Source organism: Neobacillus sp. FSL H8-0543 (genome assembly GCF_038592905.1).
In the GTDB taxonomy this organism is placed as follows: domain Bacteria; phylum Bacillota; class Bacilli; order Bacillales; family Cytobacillaceae; genus Neobacillus.
On sequence record NZ_CP151943.1, the window covers coordinates 3,286,719 to 3,306,064 of the forward strand.

The 19,346-nt window shown below is 38.8% G+C and carries 18 protein-coding genes; 14 read left to right on the forward strand and 4 right to left on the reverse strand.

Annotated elements, in window-relative coordinates:
* Nucleotides 1-122 precede the first annotated feature (122 nt).
* The 6 genes from NSS81_RS16350 to NSS81_RS16375 all read left to right on the forward strand — a co-directional run bounded on the left by NSS81_RS16350 (nucleotide 123) and on the right by NSS81_RS16375 (nucleotide 4,254).
* A complete protein-coding gene (locus NSS81_RS16350; RefSeq protein WP_342429734.1) occupies nucleotides 123-983 on the forward strand; it encodes an energy-coupling factor transporter ATPase in 861 nt (286 codons plus the stop codon).
* A complete protein-coding gene (locus tag NSS81_RS16355; protein WP_342429735.1) occupies nucleotides 980-1,861 on the forward strand; it encodes an energy-coupling factor transporter ATPase in 882 nt (293 codons plus the stop codon). Before NSS81_RS16350 ends, NSS81_RS16355 begins: the two co-directional genes overlap by 4 nt.
* Nucleotides 1,854-2,696 (forward strand): energy-coupling factor transporter transmembrane component T, encoded by an 843-nt coding sequence (locus NSS81_RS16360; protein ID WP_342429736.1) that lies wholly within the window; start codon nucleotides 1,854-1,856, stop codon nucleotides 2,694-2,696. Before NSS81_RS16355 ends, NSS81_RS16360 begins: the two co-directional genes overlap by 8 nt.
* Nucleotides 2,697-2,719: 23 nt before the next feature.
* On the forward strand, nucleotides 2,720-3,271 hold the full coding sequence (locus NSS81_RS16365; protein ID WP_342429737.1) for an ECF transporter S component: 552 nt from the start codon (nucleotides 2,720-2,722) through the stop codon (nucleotides 3,269-3,271).
* A 48-nt stretch (nucleotides 3,272-3,319) separates the two neighbouring features.
* On the forward strand, nucleotides 3,320-3,733 hold the full coding sequence (locus NSS81_RS16370) for a VOC family protein (protein ID WP_342429738.1): 414 nt from the start codon (nucleotides 3,320-3,322) through the stop codon (nucleotides 3,731-3,733).
* 128 nt (nucleotides 3,734-3,861) lie between these two features.
* Nucleotides 3,862-4,254, forward strand: coding sequence for a globin (locus NSS81_RS16375; protein WP_342429739.1), 393 nt, complete (start codon nucleotides 3,862-3,864; stop codon nucleotides 4,252-4,254).
* 63 nt (nucleotides 4,255-4,317) lie between these two features.
* Here the strand turns inward: NSS81_RS16375 and NSS81_RS16380 are convergent, their stop codons facing one another.
* The gene (locus NSS81_RS16380) at nucleotides 4,318-6,078 is read right to left on the reverse strand and encodes a glycoside hydrolase family 13 protein (RefSeq protein WP_342429740.1); all 1,761 of its coding nucleotides are present in this window, start codon (nucleotides 6,076-6,078) and stop codon (nucleotides 4,318-4,320) included.
* 235 nt (nucleotides 6,079-6,313) lie between these two features.
* Between NSS81_RS16380 and NSS81_RS16385 the strand changes: the two genes are divergently transcribed.
* The 5 genes from NSS81_RS16385 (at nucleotide 6,314) to NSS81_RS16405 (ending at nucleotide 12,668) form a co-directional block, all read left to right on the forward strand.
* Nucleotides 6,314-7,585, forward strand: a complete 1,272-nt coding sequence (locus NSS81_RS16385; protein ID WP_342429741.1) for an extracellular solute-binding protein — start codon at nucleotides 6,314-6,316, stop codon at nucleotides 7,583-7,585.
* 143 nt (nucleotides 7,586-7,728) lie between these two features.
* On the forward strand, nucleotides 7,729-9,015 hold the full coding sequence (locus NSS81_RS16390; protein WP_342429742.1) for an ABC transporter permease subunit: 1,287 nt from the start codon (nucleotides 7,729-7,731) through the stop codon (nucleotides 9,013-9,015).
* A 1-nt stretch (nucleotide 9,016) separates the two neighbouring features.
* A complete protein-coding gene (locus tag NSS81_RS16395; RefSeq protein ID WP_342429743.1) occupies nucleotides 9,017-9,853 on the forward strand; it encodes a sugar ABC transporter permease in 837 nt (278 codons plus the stop codon).
* 101 nt (nucleotides 9,854-9,954) lie between these two features.
* Nucleotides 9,955-10,980 (forward strand): LacI family DNA-binding transcriptional regulator, encoded by a 1,026-nt coding sequence (locus NSS81_RS16400; RefSeq protein ID WP_342429744.1) that lies wholly within the window; start codon nucleotides 9,955-9,957, stop codon nucleotides 10,978-10,980.
* A gap of 20 nt (nucleotides 10,981-11,000) precedes the next feature.
* Nucleotides 11,001-12,668: an alpha-glucosidase gene (locus tag NSS81_RS16405; protein WP_342429745.1), complete on the forward strand. Its 1,668-nt coding sequence runs from the start codon at nucleotides 11,001-11,003 to the stop codon at nucleotides 12,666-12,668.
* Between the two features lie 243 nt (nucleotides 12,669-12,911).
* Here NSS81_RS16405 and NSS81_RS16410 read toward each other — a convergent pair whose 3' ends face one another.
* Complete coding sequence (locus NSS81_RS16410) at nucleotides 12,912-13,418, reverse strand: DoxX family protein (RefSeq protein WP_342429746.1); 507 nt, start codon at nucleotides 13,416-13,418, stop codon at nucleotides 12,912-12,914.
* Nucleotides 13,419-13,690: 272 nt separating this feature from the next.
* Between NSS81_RS16410 and NSS81_RS16415 the strand changes: the two genes are divergently transcribed.
* On the forward strand, nucleotides 13,691-15,928 hold the full coding sequence (locus tag NSS81_RS16415) for an EAL domain-containing protein (protein WP_342429747.1): 2,238 nt from the start codon (nucleotides 13,691-13,693) through the stop codon (nucleotides 15,926-15,928).
* 81 nt (nucleotides 15,929-16,009) lie between these two features.
* Here the strand turns inward: NSS81_RS16415 and NSS81_RS16420 are convergent, their stop codons facing one another.
* Together NSS81_RS16420 and NSS81_RS16425 are read right to left on the reverse strand one after the other, a co-directional pair.
* Complete coding sequence (locus tag NSS81_RS16420; protein WP_342429748.1) at nucleotides 16,010-16,399, reverse strand: hypothetical protein; 390 nt, start codon at nucleotides 16,397-16,399, stop codon at nucleotides 16,010-16,012.
* A gap of 113 nt (nucleotides 16,400-16,512) precedes the next feature.
* Complete coding sequence (locus tag NSS81_RS16425; protein ID WP_342429749.1) at nucleotides 16,513-17,361, reverse strand: DUF4097 domain-containing protein; 849 nt, start codon at nucleotides 17,359-17,361, stop codon at nucleotides 16,513-16,515.
* Between the two features lie 185 nt (nucleotides 17,362-17,546).
* On the opposite strand from NSS81_RS16425, the gene NSS81_RS16430 reads away from it, so the two are divergent.
* Complete coding sequence (locus NSS81_RS16430; protein WP_342429750.1) at nucleotides 17,547-17,885, forward strand: rhodanese-like domain-containing protein; 339 nt, start codon at nucleotides 17,547-17,549, stop codon at nucleotides 17,883-17,885.
* A gap of 18 nt (nucleotides 17,886-17,903) precedes the next feature.
* Nucleotides 17,904-18,872 carry a bile acid:sodium symporter family protein gene (locus tag NSS81_RS16435; RefSeq protein ID WP_342429751.1) on the forward strand — a complete coding sequence of 323 codons (969 nt, stop codon included), beginning with the start codon at nucleotides 17,904-17,906 and terminating at the stop codon, nucleotides 18,870-18,872.
* Nucleotides 18,873-19,346 lie beyond the last annotated feature (474 nt).

Consider the following 19,346-nt stretch of genomic DNA (forward strand, 5'->3'; position numbering starts at 1 on the left):
TAAAAAAATTTGCTAAAATGTGCTGGATGATTGCTATCGTGCTATTATATTTCTTGATGAGAATTGAATAGGCTTGTTAATTATTCTGAATATTATTAAAATAGAGAGAGAGGGGGATCTAAATGGAACCGATTATTCGCGTGGAAAATGTTTCATTTTCCTACAAAATCAATGAAAAAACGACTGTTCCTGTTCTAAAAGAGGTTTCCTTTTCTATTTATCCAGGAGAATATGTTGCCATTATTGGACACAATGGTTCGGGGAAATCAACATTATCCAAGCATTTAAATGGCTTATTAACCCCAGCTTCCGGTGATGTTTGGGTTCACGGCATCAATACCAAAGATGATAGTAAAAAATTAGATATTCGAAAAGCCGTGGGCATGGTTTTTCAGCATCCTGACAATCAAATTGTAGCAACCATTGTCGAGGAAGACGTGGCGTTTGGATTAGAAAATATCGGAGTGCCTCGTGATGAGATGAAGAAGAGAATTGATGACTCTTTAGCTGTCGTTAACATGTCAGAGTTCAGAAACAGACCGCCCCATCATTTGTCAGGCGGTCAAAAACAACGGGTAGCCATCGCAGGTGTATTAGCGATGCAGCCTGATTGCATTGTCTTTGATGAATCAACGAGTATGCTAGATAGTTTCGGTAAAGACGAAGTACTTGAAGTGATGCACGAAATGAATCGCAAAGGGATGACGATCATTACTGTTACCCATCGGATGTCTGAAGCTGCGGAGGCCGATCGAATTATCGTTGTGGAGGACGGGAAAATCGTGAGGGATGGGACGCCGCGTGAGATTTTTAAACATAGGAAAGAGCTGGAAGAATTACAATTAGATGTCCCGGCTGTGAGTCAAATGGCGGAACATGTACATAATCAGTTAGCCGATTTTCCAAAGGAGTTAATCCATGAGGATGAGCTAATTACTGAGATAGAAAATTATAGCAAAGCAAAAGCTGAGGAGGTGCGGTGATGACTCCTATAATCGAGATAGAGAATTTATCGCATACCTACATGAAAGGAACGCCGATGGAACATGCAGCCTTAAAGGGAACAAGCATGGTTGTCGAAGAGGGCGAATGTATCGCGATAATCGGCCATACTGGTTCAGGGAAATCAACCCTCATTCAACATTTCAATGGCTTAATTAGACCGGATTCAGGAAAAGTGTTCATTGATGGTGAGGATTTATCAAAGAAAAAGATCGATATGAAAACACTTAGAAGAAAGGTCGGACTTGTTTTTCAAAATCCTGAGGATCAGATTTTTGAAAAATTAATTGGTGATGATATAGCTTATGGTCCGTTTAAATTGGGATTGCCGTTAAAAGAGGTGCGTGAACGAGTTAAATGGGCAATGGGTGTTGTCGGTTTGGACTTCGAGGAAATGAAGGATAGACAAACCTTCGCCTTAAGTGGCGGGCAGAAGCGGAAGGTAGCGCTTGCTGGTATTCTAGCATTAAAACCGAAGATATTGGTTCTTGATGAACCAACTGCAGGACTTGACCCTAGGTCGCGTAATGAATTGCTAGAAAAAATTAAAGTTCTAAATAAAGTAGAAAAGTTAACCGTCATTTTTGTTTCACACAATATGGAGGAAGTGGCCTATCTTGCTGATAGGGTTTATGTTATGGCAGGTGGAACGGCAAGGTTGACAGGAACTCCAGAAGAGATTTTTACCAACAAGGAAAAATTGCAGCAATTCAAAATTGGAACGCCAGAAACAGTTCAGGTGCTCTACCGACTCAGTGATCTTGGCTACAAGGTAAATACAGCAGCTTTCTCTATTAGAGAAGCTTCAAATGAAATTAGTAAGATTCTTACCGGAGAAGAGGGGAAGAATCTTGGCTAGCGAATTTGAATTATCCCGAAATATTACCATTGGGCAATACGTTCCAACTGGTTCGTTTATTCATCAATTGGATCCAAGAATTAAGCTGTTTGTGTTTACCATTCTTGTTGTTGCCATTGCTCTTAATACGAGTTATTTAGGAAATGCCATTGGTTTGCTCTTATCTATTTATTTATTCCTAGCATCGAAAATTCCGATTAGTTACGGGTTATCAGGAGTGAAGCCTGCGATTCCCTTTATTATCCTACTGGCTGTTCTTCAGCTGCTGTTCCAGGGCAGGATATTTTCAGGCGGTACGGTTTACTTTGACTATGGATTTATCCTGGTCACAAGTGAAAGTATCCGTTTAGTAATTGTATCTGCTGTTCGATTTGTGGAGATTATTTTCTTAAGCAGTGTGCTTACACTCTCTACATCAACAACGGCACTAACACATGCAATTCAAGGCCTGTTAAACCCATTAAAAAAAGTAAAATTCCCTGTTCATGAACTGTCATTAATTATTACCATTGCGATTCGGTTTGTCCCAACCTTTGCGATGGAGATGGAAAAAATGATGAAAGCTCAGGCATCCAGAGGTGCGGATTTTGGGTCTGGAAGCTGGTGGAGAATAATCCAGCGGACAAAAGATATGCTTCCCATCATCATTCCGTTATTTAATATTGCGCTGTCAAGAGCAGAGGATTTAATTCTGGCAATGGAATCACGCTGCTACACACCAGGAAATGACCGAACTACGTTTTCTGTTTATAAAGCGCTAGCGAGGGATTATCTGGTACTAATTATTGGACTTTTATTTTCGGTGCTATTACTTTTTTATCCGTTTCCGTATTAGATAGTATAAAGGGGAGAAGTTTTATGAAAAGCTCATTAACGGTTCGAAGTATTGTTATCGCAGGAGTACTTGGTGCTGTTGCAATTCTATTGGGAGTCACGCGCTTAGGGTATATTCCTGTGCCAACGGCGGCTGGAAATGCAACGATTATGCATATCCCTGCTATTATCGGCGGAATCATGCAAGGTCCGGTAGTCGGTTTTATTGTAGGCCTTATTTTTGGAGTATCATCTTTCCTGAATGCCACGGTTCCGCTATTTAAAGATCCGCTGATTGCCATCTTACCGCGTCTGTTTATTGGGGTTGTTGCTTGGCTTGTCTACGTAGGGATCCGCCGCAGGAGTGAGTATCTCGCGGTTGGTACAGCTGCGTTTTTAGGCACATTGACAAATACAGGTCTAGTTTTAACAATGGCGGTAATTAGAGGGTATTTGTCCGCTGAGGTAGCATGGACGGTTGCCGTTACAAGTGGCATTCCAGAAGCAATCGTCGGTACGATTGTCACATTGGCCGTTGTTCTAGCTTGGAAGCAAATAGGCAAAGGCAAAAAATCAAAGATATCCGAAGAATTGTAATCATTCGACCATTTGCTGTTGTAAAGGGAAACCTACTTTTTGCAAATTATGAAAATTAAGCGGGGAACCAAAATGCTGCATCATGTTGAAATTTATGTATCTGATTTAGAAAAATCTAAAGATTTCTGGGAATGGTTATTGTCAAAGCTAGGATACGAACAGTATCAAGAATGGGAACACGGAATCAGTTGGAAGTTTAAAGAGACGTATCTTGTGTTTGTCCAAGCTGAGAAAAGATTCCTGGACCTCCCCTTTCATCGATCAAGAGTAGGGCTGAACCATCTTGCCTTTCATGCAAAGTCGAAAGAGCAGGTTGATGAAATAACTAAAGAACTAGACAGTAAAGGAATAAACATTTTGTACAAGGACAGACACCCGTATGCTGGTGGAATAGACTACTACGCTGTTTTCTTTGAAGACCCTGATCGTATAAAAGTTGAATTAGTTGCACCAACTAACTAAGACCCTTTGATTTATTTGGTAGTAATTTGAAAAAATATGTCTAAATAATGTACGAGTGTGATTTATATCACGAAACGCAATCTGTTTTAACTTTATAATCAAAGGAAAAATAAAAGCGGGTGAGCATAATGTCATACAATTTTAAATCCCTTTACAGTGAAATAGGCGGTCAAGAAACAATCGATAAACTTGTTGAGGCGTTTTATCCAAGGGTTTACGATGATCCGGAATTAAAACCGCTATTTGAAGGAGATATGGAAGAAATCAAACGAAAGCAACGGATGTTTCTTCCGCAATTTTTAGGGGGACCTGCCCTATACAGTCAGGAATTCGGACCGCCAGCGATGAGAGATCGACATCTCCCGTTTGAGGTAACTCCCAGAAGAGCTCAGTGTTGGTTACGCTGCATGAAGGAAGCCTTTCATGAAATTGGTCTGGATCAGAATCCGGCAGGGTTAGCCTTTTATGATCGTTTAACACAGGTAGCAGGAATTATGGTAAATAGCCCTGATAAGGACTAATTGAAGGTTTCTCAGTGAAAATAGACCCGTGCTCCAGTGAGGAGCACGGGTCTATTTTCTTGATTAATATTCTATTATGGCAAACCCTTTGCTCTCCAACAGGATTGTCCATGTATCACTTGCAACCTCAGTCTTTTCTAGATTCCAAAGATTTCTGACTGTTTTTCCGCTCATATTGGCTGGTACGGTGTATTCCATTTTATTACTCGAGGTATTAAGAATAACCATTACTGTCTTTGTGCTATTTGATTTTGTAAAGGCTAAACACTTGTCTTGAGGATCAGCAGGTATAAAAGAAAGTTCTCCCTTATTCGCAAGCAAAGGATACTCCCTGCGCAAGTGAATCAATTTTTGGATATGCTCAAAAAGCTCTGTATTCTGCTTTTCTTTATTCCATTCCATACATTTGCGACAGAAGGGGTCCTGTTCCCCAGTTATGCCAATTTCATCACCATAATAGAGGCATGGTGTCCCAATAAAGGTTAATAGCAGGGTAAAAACTTGCTTTACCCGTTCCATGTCCTCAGCGCATTCTGTCAATATTCTTGGTGTGTCATGGCTGCCGACAAGGTTAAAGGCAAATTCATTCACATTCTTGGGGTACATGTGAATCACACTTGTCATATTATCCACAAATTCTTTTACTGTAATCTTTTGCTTAGCAAAAAGGTTAAGAATATTTGTTGTAAGAGGATAATTCATCACCGCATCAAACTGATCTCCACGCAGCCATGGCATAGAGTCATGCCAAATCTCACCGAGAATATACAAATCAGGCTTGATTGCTTTTACCTCTTTACGAAAATCACGCCAAAATGCATGATCTACTTCATTGGCGACATCAAGTCTCCAGCCATCGATATTAAACTCGCGAACCCAGTAGCGACCAACCTCTAGTAAATATTCCTTCACTTCCGGATTTTCTGTATTTAATTTTGGCATAAACGGAGTATAAGCAAATGTATCATAGTTTGGTTTTGGTTCGGTAACTATCGGAAATTGATTGATATGGAACCAATTTTTAAATCGTGAATTCTCTCCGTGTTTAAGAACATCCTGAAACTGAGGGAAGTAATAGCCGCTATGATTAAATACTGCATCCAGCATTACCTTAATACCGTTCTTATGACAAACCTCTATTAGTTTTCTAAAGGTTTCCTTCGTTCCAAATTGTGGATCAATATCTAGATAGTCTATCGTGTCGTATTTATGATTGGAATGTGCTTTAAAGATTGGGGTAAAGTAAATCCCGTTTACACCCAGATCCTTTAAGTAATCTATATTTTGAATGACACCCTCCATATCACCGCCAAAAAAGTTTGTTGGTGATGGATTCGCGCTGCCCCAAGGAAGGACATCTTTAGGATTATTCTCGTTGTTCCCGTTTGCAAATCGCTCAGGGAAAATTTGATACCAGACAGTATTTTTAACCCATTCGGGAGCGGTGAATATGTCAATTTTATTCATAAATGGGAAGCAGAAATAATAGGCAACATCATCTACTGGAGGCTCGGGATAAAATCCTTTTTCGGTAAAGCAAATGGATTCCGTCCCATCATTTAAAATAAAACCATAGCGCAGCCTTCTGAAGGGAGGCTGCACCGACACGAACCAATAATCAAACAGTTGATCAGAGCCGCTCTTGCTCATAGGTGTGGTCTTTGCTTGCCATTGTTCATTGTTCCAATCATATGGATCTCCATGGACGAGCTTTGCCTCTTTTATATCATCCCTTTTCGTGCGAATCCGAATGTGTAATTCATCATCTGCGCAAACGTATGCATAATTGTCCTTTGGTCGGTGGTATATTGCTTCCTTTAACAAATGGATCAACTCCTATAAATTTGTTTATTTTAAGGTTAATTTACATAAAAACACATGTCAATCATAAACTTGCGCTCCTGTTATGTAAAAAAACAGTTGAATTTTTAAATTTTGGGATTATAATAAAAGTAAGTTGTGCAACCGTTTTCGCAAATGTGAGCGCTGTCTATAATTAACACATTTGAGAAGTGGGTTGGACGGCAAAATATTCCTACATTTTATAGGAGGAGAAAAAATGAAAAAAGCACTTTCGATTTTTATGTTGTTTGTTCTTGTTCTTGGTGTACTCTCTGCTTGTGGCCCAGACAGAGAAGAATCAAAAGGTACAAAAGACACGGATAAGAAGGAAGAAGAAACAACAAAACCTGAAAAACTTGTTATATGGGAAGATAAGGACAAATCTGGTTGGCTTGAAAAGGTAGCCGCTGATTTTGAAAAAGAACATGGTATTAAAATTGAGTATAAAGAAGTTGAAATGGCTTCAAAAATGCAAGAGCAGTTCCGTCTTGATGCTCCCGCTGGGACAGGCCCAGATATCTTAACATTGCCACACGACCAAATTGGTCAAATTGCAACAGAAGGACTTCTTGCTGAGCTTAAAGTGGACAAAGCAGTTACAGATAAATTTGCACAATCGTCGATTGATGCACAAAGCTACGATGGAAAATTATACGGACTTCCTAAATCTTCTGAGACACCAGTTCTTATCTATAACAAGGACTTGATGAAAGAAGCTCCAAAGACAATGGAAGACCTTTACGCTTTTTCTAAGGATTTCACGAAAGATGGAAACTACGGTTTCTTGGCATTATGGGATAACTTCTATTTCGCCCACGGAATAATCGGCGGTTTAGGCGGTTATGTATTCCAAAACAACGATGGAGCACTTGATGCGAATGATATCGGTTTAAATAATGCTGGTGCAATTGAAGGTACAGAATACATTCAAAAATGGTACACAGACGGTTTATTCCCTAATGGAATTATCGGTGAAAATGGCGGATCTGCGATGGATGGTCTTTTCACAGAAGGTAAAGTAGGCGCAGTTATGAATGGACCTTGGTCATTCCAGCCTTACAAAGATGCAGGAATTAACATTGGTATTGCAGCACTTCCAACACTGCCTAACGGCGACAATGTAAAGACATTCATGGGTGTAAAAGGTTGGCATGTTTCTACTTATTCTAAAAATCAAGAATGGGCAACAAAATTCTTAGAATTTATGACAAATGATGAAAATGCAAAATACCGCTTTGAACAAACTGCAGAGGTTCCAACAAATATTGCTTTAATTGATGATCCAATCATTAAAGATAATGAAGGGGCAAAAGCAGTTGCTGAGCAATCACAATATGCTGTTCCAATGCCAAACATTCCAGAAATGGGTCAAGTTTGGGATCCAATGGCTAAATCTCTTCAAACAGTTGTAACTGGAAAAGCTGATCCAAAGTCAGCGCTTGATTCAGCTGTTGAACAAATTAAAGCAAATATTGCAGCTACAAAATAATAAAATACGAGCAGTACCTCAAGTGATTTGGGGTACTGCTCTCCAATACTATCAAAGCTTTGATGCTTTATGAAGGAAAAATCTCTTTTTCCTTGATAAAGCCTCTGCGCTTATAAATTGCCATTAAGAGAGGAGTGTTTAGGATGCCTGATAAAATATCCTATACAACAAGTCATCGTAAGAAAGCATTAACCCTTTCCATTATTCCAGGGCTGGGTCAATTTTATAACAAACAATTTGTCAAGGGAGCCGCCTTTCTTATTATGAGTGCAGCTTTCTTCTATGTATTTAAAGATTTATTAGACATCGGATTATGGGGTTTAATAACCTTGGGAGAAATTCCAATGGAAGATCACTCCGTCTTTTTACTAGTATATGGAATTCTTGCGATTATTGTCCTTGTTTTTGGAATTGGCTTTTATTTGTATAACTTGCGAGATGCTTATAAAGTTGGGAAAAATCGCGATAATCATGAACCAGTTAGCACAGTAAAGGAACAGTATCGAAATCTTGTGGATAATGGATTTCCATATTTAATCATGTCTCCTGGATTTTTGCTCATGGTGTTTGTTGTTATTTTTCCAATTATTTTCGTTCTATTACTATCTTTCACAAATTATGATCTTAATCATTCTCCGCCAGCTAAGCTGGTTGATTGGGTGCTATTTAAAAACTTTGTTGATATCTTTAAAGTGGATATGTGGCGTGAAACCTTTTTCTCCGTCTTATCATGGACACTGGTTTGGACATTCGTTGCGACTACCTTCCAGGTAGCTCTGGGAATTTTTCTTGCTATCATTGTCAATCAGAAGGATGTTAAGGGTAAGGCCATTATTCGTACGGTCTTCATTCTGCCTTGGGCAGTACCTGCTTTTGTTTCCATTTTAGTATTTGCAGGTATGTTTAATGAATCCTTTGGGGCGATAAACAGAGATATTCTCGGATTCTTCGGTATGGATGGGCTGCCGTGGATGACGGAACCGATTTTTACAAGGATTGCCTTGATTTCCATTCAAACTTGGTTAGGCTTTCCGTTCATTTTTGCGATGACAACGGGTGTCCTGCAATCCATTCCGCAGGATTTATATGAAGCTGCAACAGTGGACGGGGCATCCAATTTTCAGAAGTTCAAGAATATTACGCTTCCGCTCGTGTTGTTTGCAACAGCACCAGTAATCATTACCCAATATACGTTCAATTTTAATAACTTTAATATTATCTATTTGTTTAATGGCGGAGGGCCAGCAATGCCTGGACAAAACGCTGGTGGTACGGATATCTTAATTTCTTGGATTTACCGCTTAACGATGAGTTCAGCCCAATATTCGAAGGCAGCAACACTTACCCTGCTGTTATCTGTGATTGTTATTACAGTTGCCATTTGGCAATTTAAAAAGACAAAATCATTCCAAGAAGAGGATATGATGTGATATGAAAAAACAAAACTTCACTAGACTTGCACTGACGTATTTAGTCGTTCTGATTATGTTTGCAATTATATTGTACCCATTAGCCTGGACTATTGGGTCATCGTTTAACCCTGGTCAAAGCTTATCCGGATCGAGTATTATTCCGAAGAATGCTACATTAGCCCATTATAAAGAATTATTTGATCCGAACCAAAGTGATTATATTTTCTGGTATATGAATTCATTGAAGGTTAGTATTCTAACCATGCTTTTTACCGTCCTTTTGGTATGCTTCACTGCTTATTCCTTTTCACGGTATCGCTTTGTCGGCAGGAAAAACGGGTTAATGACCTTTTTGATTTTACAAATGATTCCAAACTTTGCAGCCTTAATTGCCATTTATATTTTAGCAACACTAACTAATTTAATTGATACTCACTTAGGTTTGATCCTTGTGTATGTTGGCGGGCAAATTCCGATGAATACATGGTTGATGAAAGGGTATCTTGATACCATTCCGAAGGAACTTGATGAATCAGCTAAGATTGATGGGGCAGGACATTTAAGAATCTTTTTCCAAATTGTTATGCCGTTAGCGACGCCGATTATTGCCGTTGTTGCGTTATTCTCTTTCATTGCGCCATTTGCGGATTTCATTATCGCAAGTATTTTACTAAGAACAGAGAAAAATTATACGTTAGCAGTTGGTCTTTATGAATTGGTAGCCAAACAGTTTGGAGCGGAGTTTACGACATTTGCTGCTGGTGCTGTATTAATAGCCGTTCCGATAGCCATTCTCTTCTTGTCCTTCCAACGCTTCTTTGTTTCTGGATTAACTGCAGGTGGAACAAAGGGATAAAACCTTTTGGGGAGGCAGAAAGAATCTGCCTCTTGATTTTTATGAAATCGAATATAATAGTTATAAAGTTAATTAAATCCCTTTGAAAGGGGAGAATTTTAATGGCAGTTACGATTAAAGATGTAGCAAGGCTTGCGAATGTTGCTCCTTCAACAGTTTCAAGAGTTATTGCAGATAGCACAAGAATTAGCGAAGAAACAAAGCAAAGAGTTAGAAAGGCCATGGAGGAGCTTGGCTACCATCCAAACCTTAATGCACGAAATCTTGCAAGCCAATCTACAAAGTCACTTGGTTTGGTTATGCCGAGCTCCAAAGATGTTGGCTTTCAAAATCCCTTTTTTCCTACTGTATTACAGGGAATCAGTGAAGGAGCGCAAGAGAAAAATTATGCTTTGCACTTAACAACAGGAAAATCGGATAAGGAGATTCTTGATGCTGTTATACAAATGGTGCAGGGGCAAAGAGTTGATGGTGTTATTCTTCTAAATTCGAAGGTCGATGATCGTGTTATTTCCTATTTAAAAGAAAGGAATTTCCCTTTTGTTTTGATTGGAAAGCCTTATAAAGATATAGAGGAAATTACCCATGTTGATAATGATAATCTCCGTGCGATGAAAGAGGTAACGGAGTATTTAATAGGCTATGGTCATCAGGAAATTGGTTTTATCGGCGGAAGTTTGGAATTTATGGTAACGATTGATCGTTTACAGGGGTATAAACAGGCATTACAGAATGCTGGCATAGAAATTAAGTCTGAATACATCATTCATGAGGAATTTTTGCGTGAAGGCGGTCAGGATGCTGTCCGTGAAATCATGGCACTTGACAAACCTCCGACTGCACTGGTTGTTGCAGATGATTTTATGGCCTTGGGTGTGTTAAATACACTCGATGAATTAGGTATTAAGGTTCCGGATGACTTATCGATTGTAAGTTTTAATAACCTTCTTCTAGCGGAAATGTCAAAACCTCCGTTAACATCAGTTGACATTAATATATTTGATCTTGGATTTCAGGCATCAAAAAATTTAATTGTTTTGGTAGAAAATAAGAATGAACCAACGAAACGCTTGATTATTTCGCATCGGTTGATTGAACGTTTATCCTGTTCACGGCCAAAACAGTAAGGATTGGAAAGGATTTAAATATGAAAAGATTATGGTGGAAAGAAGCAGTAGCATATCAAATTTATCCTCGTAGCTTTATGGATTCAAATGGGGATGGCATTGGTGATATTCAAGGGATCATCTCTAAATTGGACTATCTAAAAGAATTAGGAATCGATGTCATTTGGGTTTCCCCAATGTTTGAATCACCTAATGATGATAATGGTTATGATATCAGTGACTATCAGGAAATCATGGCCGAGTTCGGTTCAATGGCTGATTTTGATCAGCTATTAAAGGAGACACATCGTCTTGGAATGAAGCTAATCTTAGATTTGGTCATCAACCATACAAGTGATGAACATCCATGGTTTATTGAATCAATCTCATCTAAAGAGAGTCCTAAGAGGGATTGGTATATTTGGCGTGACGGTAAAGACGGCAAAGAACCGAATAATTGGGAAAGTATATTTGGCGGTTCAGCTTGGAAATATGATAAAAAGACCGACCAATATTTCATGCATATTTTTTCAAAAAAACAACCGGATCTTAATTGGGAAAACCCAGAGGTTCGAAAATCTCTTTTTGAGATGGTCAACTGGTGGCTTGATAAAGGGATTGATGGCTTCCGTGTCGATGCAATCAGCCATATCAAGAAGGAAGAGGGCCTCGCGGATATGCCTAATCCTGAAGGGTTAAAATATGTCCCAAGTTTTGATAAGATGATGAATGTCGATGGAATACATACATTCCTAAAAGAATTAAAAGAAGAGACATTCTCTCACTACGACATTATGACTGTTGGCGAAGCAAACGGAGTAACGGTTGAAGATGCTTCAGATCTTGAACATTGGGTCGGAGAAGAAAAAGGAAAGTTCAATATGGTGTTTCAGTTTGAGCATCTTGCTCTTTGGGATGCAGAGGCGAAAAAAGAATTGGATATTATTGAACTGAAGAATGTACTTACACGCTGGCAAAAGGGATTGGAAAACAAAGGCTGGAATGCCCTTTTTATTGAAAATCATGACAAAGCTCGTGTAGTTTCCACCTGGGGCAACGATCAGGAGTATTGGCGTGAGAGTGCGACCGCCTTTGGCGCAATATATTTCTTAATGCAAGGCACACCGTTTATTTATCAAGGTCAAGAAATCGGGATGACCAATGTGCAATTTGATTCGATTGATGATTATGATGATGTTTCAGCAAAAAATATGTACCGATTGAAAGGTGCTGAGGGAGTATCACATGAAGAAATCATGGAGATTATTTGGGCTTCTGGCCGTGATAATTCCCGGACGCCAATGCAGTGGTCTGAAGAAATGAATGCTGGTTTCACAACTGGCAGCCCATGGCTCAAGGTAAATCCAAATTATAGAGAAATAAATGTTGCCCATCAACAACAAGATGCTGGGTCAATATTAAACTTTTATAAGAAAATGGTTCAACTTAAAAAGTCAAACGAAGTATTTACTTATGGAACCTATGAGCTGCTTTTAGCCGAAGATCCACAGGTTTATGTCTATACCCGGACTTTAGGCGAGGAAAAAGTAATAGTGATTGCAAATCTTACAATAAAACCTGCCGAGATTGCGATAGATACATCTTGTAAATATGAAAATTTATTATTAAATAATTACAGTGTTGCAACACATCCAGCTAACAAAACGCTATCACTAAAGCCATATGAAACAAGAGTGTACCGTATTTAATAACATGCTGTGTTAATTAGGCTGTTGATTGGAGCTCCAGGCACTTCGCTTTCCGCGGGCAGTCCGGGAGTCTCCTCGTCGCTTCGCTCCTGCGGGGTCTTCCGTGACTTGCTCTTCTGAGCAGGAGTCTTCGTGCCTTCCGCTCCAATCAACAGAGTTATAATTCAACAATTCCCCATAACCTAGCTTAGTAAAAAAAGACGATTCCAGTTTTTCGGATATCGTCTTTTTGCTCTTATGAAGCTAAACGGTTTCTCTTGAGGTTGGACCTGTTCTGGTAATTTTGCGTACGGCTGGAATGACCCAACGGTCTAAACCAATTCTCCCGGCATTATAGCCCGCAGTCAGGATAATGAAACCAAGGAAGATATCAGTTGGATTGTGTGATACCGTTCCCGCTAAGAAGAACGAGAAGTTCATTACTAATCCAAAGAACATTGCTGCCGTCGTTAAACAACCTAATATAAGTCCTAGGCCGATTAAGGTTTCGCCCCATGGGACGAGAGTGTTAAAGATACCAATATTCGGTAAGGCAAAGTTCTCAAGGAAGTTTACATACCAGCCATAAACCATGCCACCATCTGGGCCTTTAACGGGATTAGCGATTGCCCCTTTCAAGAAGCCAGAAGCATCGAACCCGCCAGTAAGTTTATGGATGCCTGCGTTAAACCAAGCGTACCCTAGGTATAAACGAATGACTGTTAAAATAACAGCTGCAACCGTACTTTCTCTTAAAAAATTAATAAACATAAATCATTCCCCTTTCATTTTATAAGTAGGTTCATACATTGTTTGTTCCAAGTAAGATTAGTATTCCTACGCTTAAGTGAAAAATACAAAAGAGTGTATTTAGGATCAAACACAAATAACCCCATTGTGTTCTTTACGGTACAATCATCATCCAGTAAGTATGATTTTCAGCATATCGTAAATGGAAAACTAATAATAAGATTGTTATCATACCTAATATTTGATATTTTTGTATTATGTTAATCCAGATGATAAGGGGAAGGGGGCTAGATATGAATATAAAAAGCAGCAGATATCGGTATATGTTTATCTTTGTCGTGAGTATATTAGTTTTTAGTGCAATAATCGATGCTTTATTCCCTTCCCTTCATCATTCTTTCGTAATAGTTAATTATGTCTCCATCATTTTGGGCATTGGAGCCATATGCCTTCTGTACTTCCTAATTAAAGAATATGATGTGAAGTCAGATGAATTTTTTACAAATCAGAGAAAGCTGCAAAATATTTTTGATACCTTAGATGTAGCTATTTGGTCGCATGACTTAAAATCGAACCAGCTTTTAATAACGCCAGGGATTGAAAAGCTATATGGCTATAAATTAGAGAAATTCTACGAGGACTATGATTTTTGGAAAAAGGTGATCTATCCAGAGGATTTGCCTGTTTTAGAGGTTAGAGGGAAAAAGTTAGCAGCTGGGGAGACCGTAACAAGTGAGTATCGGATTATACGGCCAGGGGGAGAGGTACGCTGGATTCAAGATAGGGGCATACCAACTCTTGATAATAAAGGTGAATTTATTGATTTTAGCAGTGTGTTATTCGATATTACTGATCGTAAAGAGAGCCAGGGGCTTTACTATAGCTTAGTCGAGATGTCTCCTGATATCATCGCGGTCGTCTATCACGGTGTAATTGAATATATTAACGAAGCTGGCTATAAACTTCTTGGGGCTAATAACCAAGAGGAGATTCTTGGTCAAATGGCTGTCAATTACGTTCCAGCACAAATTATTGATCAGATAAGAAGTAAGGTTTTCACACGGGATAACAAAAATGGCAGACTAAGATTAGAATTTCAGGTAAAACGTATAGACGGTGAGAGTATAGATGTCGAGATGGCGGCAAGGTCCATCCTTTATGAGGGGAGATTTGCGGTTCAAGTTGTCGGCAGAGATATTACCCACCGGAAGAAGTCAGAAAAAACGATTCAATATATGGCTTATTATGATACCTTAACGGGTTTACCGAATCGAAATCGATTTAGGCAGCAATTAAACGATGTATTAATCAATCATGAAAATAAAATGCATGCTGTTTTATTCTTAGATTTAGATCGATTTAAAATCATTAATGATACAAAAGGGCATTCGGTCGGGGATATGATCCTCCAAAAAGTAGCAGGAAGATTAGAACTTGCTGTTCAAGGAGAAGGACTTGTATCACGCCAGGGTGGCGATGAGTTTATTATTTTGCTGGAAGATATCGATATCGAAAAGGCCAATAAAGTGGCTCAAAGGATTCTTGATAAATTTACAAATTCGTTTGAAGTGAACGGTGATGAGTTTTTCGTAACTCCGAGTATCGGAATCAGTATTTATCCAAGAGATGGACAAGATGAGGAAATGCTAATTAAAAATGCTGATAGTGCTATGTATCGAGCAAAAGAGCGCGGTAAAAATAATTTTCAATTTTACTCAAATACTCAGGATGGAAATTCAACGCAGAAAATGAAAGTAGAGAACTGGCTGCGAAGGGCATTGGAACAGGACCAATTAGCACTTCATTATCAGCCGCAACTGGATTTGTTAACTGGAAAAATTGTTGGGGTTGAAGCGTTAATTCGCTGGAACCATCCCGAATATGGGTACATTCAGCCATCAGAATTTATTCCATTGGCAGAAGAGACCGGACTAATCGTTCCGTTAGGTAAGTGGATTTTGAAAGAGGCATGCTCACAAAGAAAAGCGTGGAAGGATGCGGGCTTTGATGATTTTCCTATTGCGGTTAATGTCTCAGTAAGGCAATTCCAGGACGAACAAATGATTGAGTTTATTATAGATATGCTAAAACAAGTAGGATTAGATGCTAAATACTTGGAACTGGAAATCACAGAGAGTCTTATGCAAAACCTGGAGAATTCCACTATTATTCTAAATCAATTGAAGGATATAGGCGTGCTCCTTTCTGTTGATGATTTTGGAACGGGCTATTCATCCCTGGGTTATTTAAAACATCTTCCGATTGATAAAATCAAGATTGATAAATCATTCGTCGATGATATTCTTAATCATTCAAACCAAGGAATGATGGTCAAAACGATTATTGATATGGGGTTAAATTTAAAGTTTACAGTTATTGCAGAAGGGATAGAAACCGAAGAGCAAGTGGATTTTTTGAGAAAGAATGCATGTGAAATCGGACAAGGCTATTACTATAGCAAGCCATTAACACCAGCAAAATTAGAGGAATTTCTCTTGCAATATAGTGTATATAATGATAAGACTATTTAAGACAGAAAAGGAGGCGGAGTTATCTGCCTCCTTTTCTGTCTTCTATGCTGTTAAAGTAAAGATCTCCACATGAAGAACTGTTTATTTTCCCCATTTCATGTTTACTGAAAGTGTACAGCAGTTGGCAGGTGCATTTTGCGTTGCAGGGCTCATTAGTTCAAAGGTGACACCGGTAGGCGTGTACTTTGCCACCACAGGCACCTGTAATCCCATCATTTTAATTAACTTATCTACTTCGACCTTTTTACCCTGCTGGGCGGCATCCATCATTTTATGGGCAAAATCCACATCGCCTAGCCGATCCAACATAATACTTCCTTGTTCCATTAGCAGCCGAAAAGATTTGACAGAATGAGAGAATATCTTTACATCAACAGGCGGGTAATCCCTCGGGATTGGTTGAGACCGATAATAACCTGGGTAAGCATGTGCAGGCGGGTAAACAGGATAAGGATAATGATTATAGTACATGGTAGCTCTCCTTCCTTAATAAATAACACAGGGTACTTTAGGTTATGAAATATGGACTATTTTGCTCCAACATAAAAACGCTTGGATTCTAAGAAATCCAAGCGCCTTGAGTATTAATAAATTTCAACATTCCCGCTAGAAACAGATATCTCTATTTCGTATTTTCCAGAACCATGAATTCCGTTAATATTTTTCTTATCCGATCCATTCGTTGTTAAAGGAAAGTCACTAGAGATTTTGCCGCTACTTACCTCGCCGTTTAACACGAAATCGGCTGATTCTGGCAGGTCTAATTCAACATTTCCAGAGCTAACGTCAATTTCGATTGTATCGGTTAACTCATCCATTTGAATCTTTAATCTACCAGAAGATACATCTGCTTCCAATGGACCGCTATAGTGTTTAATATCAAGATTTCCCGAGCTTAAATCAAATGACCCCTTTTGTGTAGTTAAGGTATCAATATTTACGTTACCGGACGAACCGTCATGTTGAAACTGGTTCACTTTGAGATTACTGAGGTCCACGTTCCCAGAGCCGATATCCAGTGTTAACTCATCCACTTCCATTGATTCTCCTGAAAAGCTCAAATTTCCAGACCCAAGGTTAATATCCATATCCTTGTTATAATCTTCAGGGATATAGATTTTCAGCTTCCTTTTTCCCTCGAAGTTAAACCAATTGAACCAATTCGTTTTTGTCTTAACCTCGACGATGTTTCCCTCCGCAGTTACCAATAACTTTCCTTTTCCAGTTAGAACGGCTCTAACATCCTTTCGATCCTCTGGAATAATAGTAGTGCTTACACCGCCAACGTTAACCTCAATTACATCAATGTTGTTACTAATCTTTGCACTCTCATCCTTACTTCCAGAAAATGCAAATCCATCAAAACTAAATGACTGATTAAAGACGATATAAAATCCTGTTATCACCAATAGGAGAATGACTATTCTCTTCATACCTATCCCTTCCTTCTCTTCGTATAAGTCAATAATAAATCATTTCCAACATTCTACCAATGAGCCAGAGATTTATTTATCTCTAAGACCTAAGACGTACGTAATTCTTGAAATATATTGATATTAATTTTTTTAGAATACCGAATATAAAAATTGTGATATTCTGTGTAGTGGAGGTGTCGATTATGACGTTTGAAAAAATGAGCCCAAAGGAGCTTGCTGAACAGCTGCAAGGAGACGAACAGGTAATTCTCCTTGATGTCCGGGCAGAAGAAAAATATAATGACTTTCACATAAAAAATCCTAATCTTCAGAGCGTAAACATACCTAAAACTGTTATTTTTGAAATAGAAGAAAAGGGGATGGCAGATGCCCTGAATGGATTACCAAAGGGGCGAGAGGTAGTTGTAACCTGTACGACGGGAAATTCGGCAGCAAAATGTGCTAAAATCCTCGATAGTCTCGGCTATCAGGTGAAAATCTTAGATGGCGGGCTTACCGCTTGGAATGAATTTAGAAAATAAACGTGGAGAGAGAAGCCTATGCAACAAAAGATAAATCACCTACTTGAAAAATTAATGCCGTTAATTACACCAATAAGTGTGGTAATTGGTGTAGTCTTTTCTGCTTTTCTTAAGGACTTTTCCTACTTGATTCCATGGATATTTGCGTTTATGACGTTTGCGGGGAGCTTGAGCTCGAATATTAAATCACTAACAGAGGTAATCACTCGTCCAATTCCAATCGTGGTGGGAATGAGTATTTTACATGTAATTATGCCATTATGGGCGTGGTCCGTCGGTCACATTGCTTTCCAAGGAGATGTCTACACAATCACTGGAATGATTCTGGGGATGGTCATTCCAACAGGGATAACAAGCTTCATCTGGGTTTCGATTCATAAGGGGAATATTCCCATGACATTATCGCTAATATTAATTGATACCATCCTATCACCGTTAATTGTTCCGTTTTCCATTTCGCTGCTAATTGGTACAAAAATTGAAATGGACTCTCTGAGTATTATGCATGGTTTATTAGGGATGATTGTAATCCCATCGCTGGCCGGGATGCTTTTGAACCAGCTTTCAAAAGGAAAAGTAACAAAGACTTTAAGCCCGCGGCTGGCCCCTTTTTCAAAAATCAGCCTTGGCTTTGTAGTCATGTTAAATGGTGCAGTGGTCGCACCCTATTTGAAAATTATTGACCTAAAACTTATAAGTATCACTCTAGTTGTCTTTCTGATTGCATTATCGGGTTATCTCTTTTCCTTTTTGATTGGAAAAGTAATGAAGTTTGATCGCGCTACAGTGACATCCTTGACCTTTTTAGGAGGGATGAGAAATATAAGTGCTGGAGCAGTTATCGCCGTATCCTATTTTCCTGCCGCGGTTGCGGTCCCAGTTGTTGTAGGAATGCTGTTCCAACAAGTATTAGCATCGCTATACGGACATTTTCTCGATCAGTACTATAATAAAAAGGTGGTTCAACAACAATCTACATTTTTATGACACTGAAGGCATCTCATATATAATGCTTATTCTCCTTGATTTACCAATAATTGTAGATTAGTAGGAAACTTTTGTAGTAAGTGGTTCGCAAATTGTAGTAAGTATGAAGGAACTATGTAGATAGTGGAGTTAAGGACATTTCTCTTGCTCCAAGGGATAGGTTTGTCTTCAATATCCGTTCTTAAAGACAATTCGCATGCTCCAGGAACACGTTTTGTCCTTAATAGCCCTTCTTAAAGACAATTCGCATGCTCCTTGAGGACGTTTTGTTCTTAATAGCCCTTCTTAAAGACATTCCGCTTGTTCCTTGAACATGTTTTGTCCTCAATATCCCTTTTTAAGGCATGCCGCTTGCTCTATATTTCTAGAACAGAAAGTTCCCTTTCTCTGGTTACAAGTAATAGCTATTTATAGTGATATTGGGCAAATTAAATTTGATAATTCAGTTTGACATGAAACCAAATGGTTTTATAT

Excerpts from the sequence above, each read along its gene's own strand:
- NSS81_RS16400 (WP_342429744.1), top strand. The coding sequence starts at position 9,955 with ATGGCAGTTACGATTAAAGATGTAGCAAGGCTTGCGAATGTTGCTCCT.
- NSS81_RS16365 (WP_342429737.1), top strand. The coding sequence starts at position 2,720 with ATGAAAAGCTCATTAACGGTTCGAAGTATTGTTATCGCAGGAGTACTT.
- NSS81_RS16430 (WP_342429750.1), top strand. The coding sequence starts at position 17,547 with ATGACGTTTGAAAAAATGAGCCCAAAGGAGCTTGCTGAACAGCTGCAA.
- NSS81_RS16390 (WP_342429742.1), top strand. The coding sequence starts at position 7,729 with ATGCCTGATAAAATATCCTATACAACAAGTCATCGTAAGAAAGCATTA.
- NSS81_RS16350 (WP_342429734.1), top strand. The coding sequence starts at position 123 with ATGGAACCGATTATTCGCGTGGAAAATGTTTCATTTTCCTACAAAATC.
- NSS81_RS16375 (WP_342429739.1), top strand. The coding sequence starts at position 3,862 with ATGTCATACAATTTTAAATCCCTTTACAGTGAAATAGGCGGTCAAGAA.
- NSS81_RS16415 (WP_342429747.1), top strand. The coding sequence starts at position 13,691 with ATGAATATAAAAAGCAGCAGATATCGGTATATGTTTATCTTTGTCGTG.
- NSS81_RS16425 (WP_342429749.1), bottom strand. The coding sequence starts at position 17,361 with ATGAAGAGAATAGTCATTCTCCTATTGGTGATAACAGGATTTTATATC.
- NSS81_RS16410 (WP_342429746.1), bottom strand. The coding sequence starts at position 13,418 with ATGTTTATTAATTTTTTAAGAGAAAGTACGGTTGCAGCTGTTATTTTA.
- NSS81_RS16405 (WP_342429745.1), top strand. The coding sequence starts at position 11,001 with ATGAAAAGATTATGGTGGAAAGAAGCAGTAGCATATCAAATTTATCCT.
- NSS81_RS16395 (WP_342429743.1), top strand. The coding sequence starts at position 9,017 with ATGAAAAAACAAAACTTCACTAGACTTGCACTGACGTATTTAGTCGTT.
- NSS81_RS16385 (WP_342429741.1), top strand. The coding sequence starts at position 6,314 with ATGAAAAAAGCACTTTCGATTTTTATGTTGTTTGTTCTTGTTCTTGGT.
- NSS81_RS16370 (WP_342429738.1), top strand. The coding sequence starts at position 3,320 with ATGAAAATTAAGCGGGGAACCAAAATGCTGCATCATGTTGAAATTTAT.
- NSS81_RS16435 (WP_342429751.1), top strand. The coding sequence starts at position 17,904 with ATGCAACAAAAGATAAATCACCTACTTGAAAAATTAATGCCGTTAATT.
- NSS81_RS16420 (WP_342429748.1), bottom strand. The coding sequence starts at position 16,399 with ATGTACTATAATCATTATCCTTATCCTGTTTACCCGCCTGCACATGCT.